15 protein-coding genes are annotated in these 12203 nt (G+C 39.5%); 10 read left to right on the top strand and 5 right to left on the bottom strand.

The features are described from left to right. Positions 1-77 precede the first annotated feature (77 nt). The 5 genes from M2448_RS08550 to M2448_RS08530 form a co-directional block, all read right to left on the bottom strand. On the bottom strand, positions 78-377 hold the full coding sequence (locus M2448_RS08550; RefSeq protein WP_280645624.1) for a DUF4134 domain-containing protein: 300 nt from the start codon (positions 375-377) through the stop codon (positions 78-80). 179 nt (positions 378-556) lie between these two features. Further along, positions 557-1252, bottom strand: coding sequence for a hypothetical protein (locus M2448_RS08545; RefSeq protein ID WP_280645625.1), 696 nt, complete (start codon positions 1250-1252; stop codon positions 557-559). Between the two features lies 1 nt (position 1253). Further along, positions 1254-1562 carry a DUF3408 domain-containing protein gene (locus M2448_RS08540; protein ID WP_280645626.1) on the bottom strand — a complete coding sequence of 103 codons (309 nt, stop codon included), beginning with the start codon at positions 1560-1562 and terminating at the stop codon, positions 1254-1256. 14 nt (positions 1563-1576) lie between these two features. Beyond that, positions 1577-2026 carry a DUF3408 domain-containing protein gene (locus M2448_RS08535; protein WP_280645627.1) on the bottom strand — a complete coding sequence of 150 codons (450 nt, stop codon included), beginning with the start codon at positions 2024-2026 and terminating at the stop codon, positions 1577-1579. Continuing rightward, positions 2010-2477 carry a hypothetical protein gene (locus M2448_RS08530; RefSeq protein ID WP_280645628.1) on the bottom strand — a complete coding sequence of 156 codons (468 nt, stop codon included), beginning with the start codon at positions 2475-2477 and terminating at the stop codon, positions 2010-2012. Before M2448_RS08530 ends, M2448_RS08535 begins: the two co-directional genes overlap by 17 nt. A gap of 827 nt (positions 2478-3304) precedes the next feature. On the opposite strand from M2448_RS08530, the gene M2448_RS08525 reads away from it, so the two are divergent. The 10 genes from M2448_RS08525 (at position 3305) to M2448_RS08480 (ending at position 11918) form a co-directional block, all read left to right on the top strand. Then, positions 3305-4051, top strand: a complete 747-nt coding sequence (locus M2448_RS08525; protein WP_280645629.1) for an ABC transporter permease — start codon at positions 3305-3307, stop codon at positions 4049-4051. Further along, positions 4048-4821, top strand: a complete 774-nt coding sequence (locus M2448_RS08520) for an ABC transporter ATP-binding protein (protein WP_280645630.1) — start codon at positions 4048-4050, stop codon at positions 4819-4821. The genes M2448_RS08525 and M2448_RS08520 overlap by 4 nt, the downstream gene beginning before the upstream one ends. Before the next feature lie 54 nt (positions 4822-4875). Continuing rightward, a complete protein-coding gene (locus M2448_RS08515) occupies positions 4876-5547 on the top strand; it encodes a hypothetical protein (RefSeq protein ID WP_280645631.1) in 672 nt (223 codons plus the stop codon). Positions 5548-5676: 129 nt separating this feature from the next. After that, the gene (locus M2448_RS08510) at positions 5677-6441 is read left to right on the top strand and encodes an exodeoxyribonuclease III (protein WP_280645632.1); all 765 of its coding nucleotides are present in this window, start codon (positions 5677-5679) and stop codon (positions 6439-6441) included. Positions 6442-6694: 253 nt separating this feature from the next. After that, positions 6695-7456, top strand: a complete 762-nt coding sequence (gene sufC, locus M2448_RS08505) for a Fe-S cluster assembly ATPase SufC (RefSeq protein WP_280645633.1) — start codon at positions 6695-6697, stop codon at positions 7454-7456. Continuing rightward, positions 7456-8796, top strand: coding sequence for a Fe-S cluster assembly protein SufD (gene sufD / locus M2448_RS08500; protein ID WP_280645634.1), 1341 nt, complete (start codon positions 7456-7458; stop codon positions 8794-8796). The genes sufC and sufD overlap by 1 nt, the downstream gene beginning before the upstream one ends. A gap of 82 nt (positions 8797-8878) precedes the next feature. Continuing rightward, a complete protein-coding gene (locus M2448_RS08495) occupies positions 8879-10093 on the top strand; it encodes a cysteine desulfurase (protein WP_280645635.1) in 1215 nt (404 codons plus the stop codon). Positions 10094-10187: 94 nt separating this feature from the next. Next, complete coding sequence (gene bamD / locus M2448_RS08490) at positions 10188-11039, top strand: outer membrane protein assembly factor BamD (protein ID WP_280645636.1); 852 nt, start codon at positions 10188-10190, stop codon at positions 11037-11039. Between the two features lie 39 nt (positions 11040-11078). Then, positions 11079-11411, top strand: coding sequence for a DNA-directed RNA polymerase subunit omega (locus tag M2448_RS08485; RefSeq protein ID WP_280645637.1), 333 nt, complete (start codon positions 11079-11081; stop codon positions 11409-11411). 6 nt (positions 11412-11417) lie between these two features. Then, entirely contained in the window at positions 11418-11918 is a 501-nt protein-coding gene (locus M2448_RS08480) for a DUF4293 domain-containing protein (protein WP_280645638.1), read from the top strand. Positions 11919-12203 lie beyond the last annotated feature (285 nt).

Here is a 12203-nt window from a genome sequence, read left to right as displayed (position 1 = left end):
TTCTTGTGTTTAAAAAATTATTTAACTCATGTGGATTCCTTATTTCCCCCTTTCGGGGGAAGTAAAGGTTTATGGGTTTACAAGAAGAAGGAACGCAGGATGGTTGCCGCCACAATCAGGAAGATACAGGCTCCGAACCACGAAGCGGCGGTTTTGCTGGTATCGGGATCGCCCGAACTGAACTTTCCGTACACCTTTACCCCGCCGATCAGGCCGACAACGGCTCCAATGGCATAGATTAGTTTTGTGCCGGGCTCGAAATACGAGGTTACCATATTGGTAGCTTCGGTAATACCGCCAATACCGTTTCCCTGGGCAAAAAGGCTTGATGCTATGGCTAAAATCATAGCCATAGAAAGAAGAAGTTTCTTTCTCATAAAAATTGATTTGTTTTTAATTGCCGTGGGGGTGGATAGTCCCCACGGCGGGTTAGACTTGGATAATTAAAATGGATAATTAGTGAGGCCGCAGGCCGTCTTGTAGACTTGTTTACTTGTCAACTCGTCTACTTGTTTACTGATTACTGTTTTCTACATAGGCATCTTATTTTATTGTTCTAAAATATACTGTCGATATCAAAATCCTTAAAATCATCAGGAAAATCCGTTTCTTCCCCGCTTTTGTTTTCTTTTTTGACTTGCTTTGCCAGATGGAACTCAATAACGGAGGTTATAGAATCTTTCATCTTATCGCTGCTTGCCATCATTTGCTCGAACAGCTGCGTATTACGACTCTCATATAACACACGTCCGGCTTCATCTTTCTCCTGATCCGATGGTTTTGCTTTGACAATAACTTCCCCTGCATTCATCAGTTCATCATAACCAGCTCCGCTCGCAAGGACAGCACCTCTTTCTGCTTCGAGTTCTACCATTTCCTGATCCGGATCAAACTCCCCTTCTGTCAACGTTTCGACTTTCTCCAAAGGAACGTCTACATCAGCTATTTGATTGGTTTCTTCTGCTGTTTTCGATGCAAATGTAGAATCTTTTTCCTCAACTCCGGCATTTTTCGGGTTAGTGGTAGCCTTTGTCCTGTCATGTCCTATTTTTGTTTTACTTTCTCCTATTACAGAGGATATTTTTGAGGATTCCGGCTCCGGTTTATGTACCTTGTCCGCTCCTTTTTCCATTGAGCCTGCTCCCATATTCCAATACCACCAATTAACAAGGTTATTTACCTTTTTTAGGAGGGTCGGATAGAGAATCATGCCTAATATAATGGAAGCTGCTACTACTATTATTTGTATCATTTTAGTATGGTCCTCTGTTTTTACTGTTATATATTTTCCTGATTTCTTGTTCGTAAATTTCAAAATGATGTTCCATTACTGCATCTATATAGGAGAATACCGATAGTCTCGGATTTTTATACAGAAGTAGGATCTTCATTATCCGTTCGTAAAATTCTTCTCTCAGATAAACAGTCTTTTGCCGCCTGCCCGTTATATCGATAGGTTTGATAAATAAGGATTCGTAACCGGTCTTCTTTATTTTTGATGCTGAACGTTTAAAGTAGCTGCGACTTCTATCCGTCTTTGTCTTGGGTGTATTATTTTCCATTGTTGTTCTTTTTATTATTTAATTAAGTCGTCCCGCCTCCTGCGGTACAGGTTATTGATTTCGGCTTTATGTTCTTCCAGATGTTGTCGCAGCACAGTGTCGATAAATGCACCGACTGTCATACCTTTCATTGCAATTTCGTTTACGATTGCCAATATTGTCTCATGCAGGTCTAAGCTGATATAGACACATTGCCGCATTTTGAGTTCTTTCGGGTTCAGGAAAGTCGACATATAGCTTTCTCCCTGTTTCTTCTTCCCGATAGCTTCAGTTGGTGGAGAAACCTTATCTTCCCTTTCATTTCTTTCTATATCAGCAACGGGTTCACTGACGGGTGATGGAAGTAGAGTGTGGGAAGAGGGAGCTTTGATTGTTTCCTCATCACCGAATCCGGCAAGGGCGGCAAGCAATTCCTTTTCGTTGACCTCCTCTACTCTGCGGATGATATTACTCTTCTTTGCCATTTGAACTTGGTTTTATTATTGCTTCTATTTCATCTGCCAGCAAATCGATATTACTCCCCTTTACAAGTTGCTTGTCCGGCGGAAACAAAGTACAGCGGAAAAACGGCTTTATCTCTTCCGACAATTCATGCCGGAATCGTTTCCTGTCGGGCAGGAAGTTTTTCATAATCTGTAAGCCCAACTCCCCAATAATATCTTCGTATGTGCCATACAATCCCGATTTTTCACGGGCATCTACCTTATTCCATAGTAGGTAAAGCCCCTTAATATTACCCTTTGCCGTGGAAATGACATTCTCGTTGAGAAGGGAAGCAAATTCCAGTGTGCTTTGCAATACCATCCTGTCGGCACTGATCGGGGCAAAGATATAATCCAGCATAGACAGAGTACTGAGAATCCCCGCACTGTTCAATGTTCCGGGCAGGTCGAAGAAAATAATATCGGGAGCCACTTGGGAATCTAAAAGTCAAAAAAATATCTCTTGCGGAACAATACATAAATTTCAAGGTAAAGAAGCTGATATTGTCTTTCTTGTGTTAGGAAGTAATCCTGCCTCTTCTGGAGCTAGGAATTGGGCTTCTCAAAAGCCGAATATGCTAAATGTCGCTTTGACTAGGGCAAAGAAACGTTTTTATGTTATAGGAAATAAGAAATTATGGGCTTCATGTAATTATTTTAATACAATGAATCGTATTTTAGATATAGATAATAAATAAACATCATATCTGTGATATAGACTTTAAGAATAAAAGTGTATCTTTGAATCTATAGAACAGAATACAAGCCAACTCTAAGCCAAAAGTGGCATTTTGAGAGACAATCCAAAGACAATAACCGTTACTAAATCGTTACTATTTGGATTGACTTCTTTGAATAAACAATTGACAATTATTAATTTAGGATAAAAATAAGTGTTCCCCTGTGGATCACTGCGAATATTGGATAGTCTGCGAACCAAAATCGACCAGATTTATAATGTCGAATTAGAAACAAAAGGCTATGTACTTCCCACAACCATAAAGAATAAACTGCAAGGCAATGATCCCAACAGAAAGACCTTTATGGAATATTCAGTTTGCACAATGAACAGTACAAACTCCACTGAAATTCAGTATGAAGATGTGTTTTGCTTCTGTCAGGCTTCCTGTTACTGTTTGTTAATTTCAGAAGAAAATAGTACCAAAATATTCTTATCTGCGTACTGATAACAATAAAGTTTACCGAAAAAATGTATCTTTGTTCTCGATTTTACAAATTATTGCGTAATAATATATTTATATGCTGACTTCATTATTTGAAAAGCTGGGACATTATACACTACTCATGCAGAAGGTTCTTACAAAACCTCAGAAGTGGAGTGTTTTTTTTCGGCAGTTACTCACCGAAATTAGTAAGTTGGGCGTTAATTCGATATGGATCGTTATCATTATATCGTTCTTTATCGGAGCTGTTATCGTTGTCCAGATTAAACTGAATATAGACTCACCTTTCATGCCGCGCTATACGGTAGGATACGTATCCCGTGAAATTCTGATACTCGAGTTTTCATCTACCATTATGTGTCTTATACTGGCGGGAAAAGTAGGGTCTAATATTGCTTCCGAAATAGGAACAATGCAGGTTACCGAACAGATAGACGCCCTCGAAATAATGGGAGTCAACTCTGCCAATTACATCATTCTGCCTAAAATAATTGCATTGATGGTTTTTGTACCTGTACTTGTTATCCTCAGTATGTTTTTCGGGGTAATCGGGGGATTCGGAGTCTGCGTATTCGGCAATGTGATGCCCGCAGATACATTCCAGTATGGTCTTCAGTTTTTCTTCAAGGAATTCTATGTATGGTATGCTATTGTAAAAACGATCGTCTTTGCTTTCATCATAGCTTCTATAGCTTCTTTCTATGGCTATTCGGCTCGCGGAGGATCACTCGATGTAGGTAAAGCAAGTACAGACTCGGTGGTGATGAGTAGTATTCTTATACTTGTTGCCGACCTGTTACTCACTCAATTAATGATGTCATGATAGAAGTAAAAAGCTTATATAAATCATTCGACGGCAGAGAAGTATTGAGTGATATCAATATCGTATTCGAAGCCGGAAAGACCAATCTGATAATAGGACGAAGCGGATCGGGTAAGACCGTATTGCTCAAAAATCTGGTAGGACTGATGCGCCCAACAAGCGGAAAAATCCTGTATGACGGACGCGACCTTCCTAAAATGAGTATAAATGAAATGAAAGCGCTTCGTCAGGAAATGGGGATGATCTTTCAGGGATCGGCATTATTTGACTCCATGACTGTATCCGAGAATGTAAATTTCCCGCTGATGATGTTTTCAAATATGTCGAAGGCAGAGCAGACCAAACGCACCCAGTTTTGTCTCGAGCGTGTAAATCTTGCAGATGCAGGACATTTATATCCTTCCGAAATAAGTGGGGGAATGATGAAACGTTCAGCCATAGCACGGGCTATAGCCCTCAATCCGAAATATTTGTTTTGTGACGAACCCAATTCGGGACTCGACCCGCAGACCTCTCTGGTGATAGACGATCTGATACACGATATTACCAAAGAGTATAACATGACTACCGTTATCAATACCCATGATATGAATTCTGTGATGGGTATTGGTGAGCGCATCAACTTCATCAAAGAAGGAAAAGTAGAATGGCAAGGAACCAGCCAGGAGGTAATGTCATCGACCAACGAAGATTTTAACGACTTTGTATTTGCATCCGACCTGTTCAAGAAAGTAAAAGCTGCTGAAAATGAAGGGATAAAACTTACATAAGTTGTTGTAAATTACAAAATTATAGTGTTTTTTTATTTACGAATCTAAAATACAATGAAAAACTACACGCTTTGTTTCACAGTAATATTTTTGATGGTTACCATCGGCTTGCATGCGCAAAGTGCAGCTATGCAAGCTCAACGGCACACAATGCAGTTTCATCAACAGGCCATGCAGGCTCATCGACAAGCTATGCAGTCACACCAGATGTTTATGAATATGCATATAATGAGGTCGAATAATATGATGGTGAGAAAGACTAACGGAAAGTATAAATTTAATATTATAACGTTGGATGGCGATACGATAGTGGCAAGTAAGAAGGTAAAGATTAATTTTTTAGAGCCTTTGGCAAAGCTGACGATCAAGACAAAAGAAGGCGAACGGTCCTTTGCTCCGCATGAGACAAAAGAAATTTTCATAAAACAGAAATCAAATTATGTAAAAGGTATTCTGCGTGATAGTATTTGGATTTTTAATACATTTTCGACATCGGAAGTTAAATTTTATGGATTAGCTCCTGTCAAAGAATTAGGTTACCTTAATTGGTTTCAGGCAGAAGGTGATTCGGTACGTGTTATCACCAAAGAGAACATGCAGCAGTTGATGAAAGGTTATGAGAAAGCTGAGAAAGCATTAGATAAGGGGAAAACCGGGCATGCGATTTATTATTATATAAGAGAGGATAATAAAAGGAACAAGGACAAGGAACAAAAAAAGCATTAACCGAAAGGGATATAGTTAGTTGTATGCGAATAAGTCTCTGAAAAACAGGGATTGTAAATGAATCAATAAAATGGACATGAGTATAATTTGTTGATTCTAAATATTACGAACTCTTTAAATAAACAAATAATGAAAATCATATCATATAATGTGAATGGCATACGTGCCGCAGTGAATAAAGGCTTGTATGAATGGCTCGAAAAAGAGTCACCGGATATCCTCTGTTTGCAGGAAATAAAAGCGATGGAAGACCAGATAGATGTGCTGAGCATCCAGTCATTGGGCTATGAATACTATTTTCATCCTGCCGAAAAGAAAGGCTATAGCGGTGTAGGCATCCTTTCCAAGCGTACACCCGATCTGGTCAAAATAGGCATGGGTATTCCCGAGTTCGACAGAGAGGGTAGGGTGATTCGCGCAGACTACGGCGAAATGACAGTTATATGTGTTTATATTCCTTCCGGTACGATGGGAGATATTCGTCAAGAGATAAAGATGCGGTTTTTGGCCGATTTCACTATCTTCATAAACGAATTGCGTAAAGAAAGACCTCAGATACTGATATGTGGTGACTATAATATCTGCCACAAGCCGATAGATATAAACCATCCCGAACGTCACACCAAAAGTTCCGGCTTTTTGCCTGAAGAACGCCAATGGTTTGATGAATTCATCGATACAGGACTGATCGATACCTTTCGCGTATATGACCAAAGCCCAGAGAAATACAGCTGGTGGAGCTACAGGGCAGGAGCGAGGGGTAAGAATCTCGGCTGGCGCATCGACTATCATGTAATTTCCGAAGCTGCCAAACCTCGCCTGAATGGCGCATCTATACTAAATGAAATAGATTTCTCAGATCATTGCCCGATAGTGGTGGAGATGGATTTTTAGACAATTTACCTTAATTGGTATTTTCTAATCATATTTATATGTATTTCAAAGAGGCTTTATCTGATGATGTCAGATATAATCAATGACAATGTGTGAGATATAGATTTAATAGATATGTAATAGCTTGTGATAAACAAGCTATTTTCTTTTTTATTTATTAATTTTGTGTCCGAAAGTCTCAATGACTTGAACATATATGGTACCTTATTGTTAAAAAGATACTGAATTTAATATAAACAACATAAAATTTATAATGGCGAACTTATTAAACATAAAGAACTTGCACGCTAATGTTGAAGGCAAGGAAATACTGAAAGGATTGGATCTTGTCGTTAACGAAGGCGAAATACATGCTATAATGGGACCTAACGGAGCCGGAAAGAGTACATTAGCTTCCGTCCTTGTAGGAAACCCTAACTTTGAAGTAACAGAAGGTGAAGTGGATTTCAGAGGTCACGACCTGCTCGATATGGATCCTGAAGACCGTGCCCGCGAAGGTCTTTTCCTTAGTTTTCAGTATCCGGTAGAGATACCCGGAGTGAGCATGACTAACTTTATGCGTGCATCGTTGAACGAAATAAGAAAACATAACGAACAGGAACCGATTTCGGCATCAGATTTCCTGAAAATGATGCGTGAAAAACGTGAACTTGTAGAACTCGATAAAGACCTTGCAGGACGTTCTGTAAATGAGGGCTTCTCCGGTGGCGAGAAAAAGCGTAACGAGATATTCCAGATGGCAATGCTGGAACCAAAACTGGCTATTCTCGACGAAACCGATTCAGGACTTGATATCGACGCATTGCGCATTGTAGCAGCAGGTGTAAACAAACTACGTACAAAAGACAATGCAACAGTGGTAATTACACACTATCAGCGTTTGCTCGACTATATTAAACCGGATTTCGTGCACGTGTTGTATAAAGGTCGTATAGTAAAAAGTGCAGGGCCGGAACTGGCTCTCGAACTCGAAGAAAAAGGTTATGATTGGATTATTAAAGAATTTCAGGACTAATGATAGAAACTCAATATACAGACATATTTAAGCAGTACAGACACAAAATTGACGAGAAGTCTGCACCGGCAATAAATAGTCTTCGCGATAAAGCATTCGAAGCCTTCGGTAAGCAAGGTTTCCCTACCAAAAAACTGGAAGATTACCTCTATCTGGATGTGGCCGCCGAATTTTTGCCCGATTTTGCACTTAATCTCAATCGTGTCCCTTTTCATGGCAATCCGTATGTAGCTTTCAGATGTGAGATACCTAATCTTACAACAAATCTTTACTTTGTGCTGAATGACCTTTTCCACAAAGAGCATCAGCCAAGAGTAGAATATCCGAAAGGAGTATTTGTAGGTAGTCTCAAGGACTTTGCCGAACAGCAGCCTGAAACATTTGCTAAATATTACGGACAAGTAGCCGATGTGGATAACAACGGCATTGTGGCATTCAATACAATGTTTGTGCAGGACGGATTTGTTATTTATGTACCTAAAGGTGTAATTGTAGAAAAGCCGATACAACTGATCAATATACTTAAGAGCGAGTTCAACTATCTGGTAAATCGTCGTATAATGATCATTGCAGAAGACGATGCACAGGTAAAATTGCTTGTTTGTGATCATACAGTAGACGAATCGCAGTTTCTGGCTACACAGGTAACTGAAATTTTTGCAGGGCGGAATGCTATCATAGATTACTACGATCTGGAGGAGAATTCCGATAAGGTTACACGCCTTACCAATACCTTCGTTCATCAGCAGGAAAACTCCAATGTGCTGGTAAACAATATGACGCTGAATACAGGTGTAAGCCGCAATAACTATAATGTAAAACTTGACGGAGAGCATGCCGAAGCATACGTGTGTGGTATGGTGATAGCCGACAGGCATCAGTATGTAGACAACTTTGCATTCTTAGATCACCTTGTACCGCATTGTACAAGTACGCAGCTGTTTAAATACGTATTGCAGGACGATGCCAGAGGTTCTTTCTGCGGACGTATTCGTGTAGAGAAGGATGCTCAGAAGACGATGGCTTATCAGTCTAACAACAACCTATGTATTTCGCCTACAGCACATATGTACTCTAAACCACAGCTCGAAATATATGCCGACGATGTAAAGTGTTCACATGGACTGACCACAGGTCAGCTGGATGAAGAAGCGCTCTTCTATTTGCGTTCGCGCGGTATTGGCGAAGATGCTGCCCGCCTGATGCTGATGCAGGCATTCGCAGCCGGGGTATTGGAGCATGTGCGTATCGATGTGTTGAAAGTCCGACTTCTCGATCTTGTCGAAAAACGTTTCAAAGGAGAAACTGCACGCTGCGGAAATTGCGCGGTATGTAAGTAATAACAGTTACAAGTTACGGGTTACAAGTTACAAGATAGTAGCGAAAAAACTCGTAACTCGTAACTCGTAACTCGTAACTAAAATGGATATTGAAAAAATAAGAGCCGATTTTCCTATTCTATCTACTACCGTTTACGGCAAACCCCTGATCTATCTTGATAATGGGGCAACTACTCAAAAGCCACAATGTGTGGTAGAAGAAATGGATAAAATATATTACACCACGAATGCCAATGTGCATCGTGGTGTACACTATTTAAGCCAGAGGGCTACCGATCTGGCCGAAGAATCACGTGTTGTGGTGCAGCAGTTTATCAATGCTAAGCATAGCCATGAGATTATCTTCACGCGGGGTACGACTGAGTCTATTAATCTTATAGCGCACAGCTTCTGCCAGCAGTTTTGCAATGAGGGTGACGAAATCATTGTTTCGGCAATGGAACATCATGCAAACATCGTATCGTGGCAATTGCAAGAATCTATACGCGGCGTTAAACTGAAAGTAGTTCCAATTAACGAAAAAGGTGAACTGATACTGGAAGAACTAGAGAAACTTATTTCACCTAATACACGCCTGATATCAGTCACACATGTCTCTAACGTACTGGGAACGATAAATCCTGTAGAAGAGATAATAGAGATAGCACACAGGCATGATATTCCTGTGCTGATAGATGCTGCTCAGTCGGTGCAACACATGTATCTTGATGTACAGAAGCTTGATTGTGACTTTCTTGTTTTCTCAGGTCATAAGGTTTACGGGCCGAATGGAGTAGGGGTGCTCTATGGAAAAGAAAAATGGCTGAACCAGATGCCTCCTTATCAGGGAGGGGGTGAAATGATTAAAACCGTTTCGTTTAATGGTACGACATTCAATGAGTTACCATTCAAGTTTGAGGCCGGAACACCCGACTATCCCGCAGTGATAGCACTGGCAACTGCAATAAAATACATAAAAAATATTGGCCTCGACTCAATAAAAGCATACGAAGATCAGTTATTACAGTATTGTACGGATGAATTGATGAAAATAGAAGGTGTACGCATTTACGGAACTGCCGATGAAAAGAGCAGTGTAGTATCGTTCCTTGTAGGTGATATCCATCATTACGATATGGGAATGCTTCTGGACAAGATGGGGATAGCCGTACGTACCGGACACCATTGTGCCCAGCCGCTAATGGACGTTCTCGGCGTAGAAGGAACGGTGAGGGTCTCCTTGGCATTCTACAATACAAAAGGAGAAATTGACAGCTTTATTGACGGAGTGAAACGTGTTGTTAGCATGTTCGGATAATTCGTGTCATTTATCTCAAAAAAACATAATTGTAAAAGTTTATTTTCAAATTATAAAAGCTTTGTGTAAATTTGCAAACTAATTTTTGAGTAGAATGAAAATCAAAATCCTGTGTGCCTTATTACTTACGTTATTGTTGGCTTCGTGCGGCGAGTATAATAAAATACTGAAAAGTCGTGATGCCGAGCTGAAATATACATACGCTAAGAAGTACTTCGATGAGAAAAAATACGGCAGAACCACAACCTTACTAGAGGAAATACTCTCGGTATATACCGGTTCGGCTAAAGAGCAGGAAATCCTGTTTTTGCTGGCTCAAGCCTATTTCTACGACAAAGATTATGTAACAGCCACACAGTATTATACAAGATATTACAACAAATTCCCTAAAGGGGACTATACCGAACTGGCACGCTTCAATGCTGCTTACGGATTGTATCTGGATTCGCCCGATGCCCGTCTCGATCAGGGTAGTACGGTGAAAGGAATACAGGAATTCCAAAACTTTTTGGAGTATTTCCCTCAAAGCGAAAAAGCCCCCGAAGCACAGGACTATATGTTCAAATTGCAGGAAAAGCTTGCCTATAAAGACTTTCTTGCAGCCCGTTTGTATTACAATCTGGGACTGTATATGGGCAACAACTATGAGGCATGTATTGTGACATCACGCGAAGCACTTAAGAGTTATCCGTTTTCGGAGTTTGCCGAAGAGTTTCAGATACTGATAGTAAGAGCACGTTACGAATTGGCATATCACAGTGTGGAAGAGAAGAAACCTACCCGTTACCGCGATCTACTTGACGAGCACTTCAACTACAAGAACATGTTCCCAAGCGGAAAATACCTGAAAGAATCGGAAAAATATTACCGTCAGGCACTGAAAGCTCTCGGACAGGAGATAGATCAGGAAACAAACGAGGCAGTACAACAAGAGTTGAGCAAATAAATAGAAAACATTCAATTTATATAAATTTTTAAGAATAGTATGGATTACAGAAAATCAAATGCAGCAAACAACACAGTTACAAGAGATATGATGTCTCTGTCGGAAGACACAGGCAATGTGTACGAAACTGTGAGAATTATTTCGAAAAGAGCTAATCAGATAGCTGTTGAGATGAAACAGGATCTGGACAAAAAGCTGCAGGAATTTGCATCATATAACGACAATCTGGAAGAAGTTTTCGAAAATAGAGAACAGATTGAGATTTCACGTTATTATGAAAAACTTCCTAAACCGACTCTTATAGCGGCTCAGGAATATACAGAAGGCAAACTTTATTACAGAAACCCGAATAAAGACAAAGACAACTTCTAAGAAGGGATGATACAACGTATTCAGAGTATATTTTTGTTACTGGTTGCTATTTTGATGGGAATCGCTTTATATTTCCCTATAAGTGAAGTTGTGGATAATGATGGCATTTCTGTGATGTATCATTCTTATGGCTTAGAAATAGCAGGTGATAAATTACCTGTATGGAAAGATCAAGTTTCTTCTATAACATGGGGAAGTCTTACATTTGCATTACTGAGTATTATAACACCATTAGTCGCAATATTTTTGTATAAAAATAGAAAACGTCAGGCTCGTATAACTTTGTTTAATACATTGTTTATCGTTTTATATTATGTAGCTGTAGTAAGTTATTTTTGTGCATTTATAAATAAAATAGATAGTGAGGATGCCAATATTCATATTAATCTGACTCCATCTTCGCTTATCATTTTATTACCGCTAGTAGCCTTAATTTTTAACTTTCTGGCATATTGGCGTATAAGAAAAGATGAAAAGTTGGTAAAATCGTTAGACCGCATACGTTAATCGTTTTAATGAAAAAATATATGGAAGCTGGATGAGAAATACATTCGGCTTCTTTTTTTGCATTATATTTGTTGTTATATTTTAATAAAACTTTATCTATAAGCTATATCCAGTAATGGTTAGCAGTTGACAGCGAGATCATTTAAAAGTTATTAGTATTGTCAGGTTTTAGTTAAAATTATCTCACGCAAAGACGCGAAGGCGCAAAGGAGTAGAAAGCTAGAATACTTGTAATTAATGTAAGGAATGTCAGGTTTTAGTTAAAATATAGTTTACTAGTTTTTA

This window comes from Dysgonomonas sp. PF1-14 (assembly GCF_029892965.1).
Taxonomy (GTDB): Bacteria; Bacteroidota; Bacteroidia; order Bacteroidales; family Dysgonomonadaceae; genus Dysgonomonas.
Note: the sequence above shows the minus strand (reverse complement) of the source record. Positions and strands in the feature narration are given on the sequence as shown.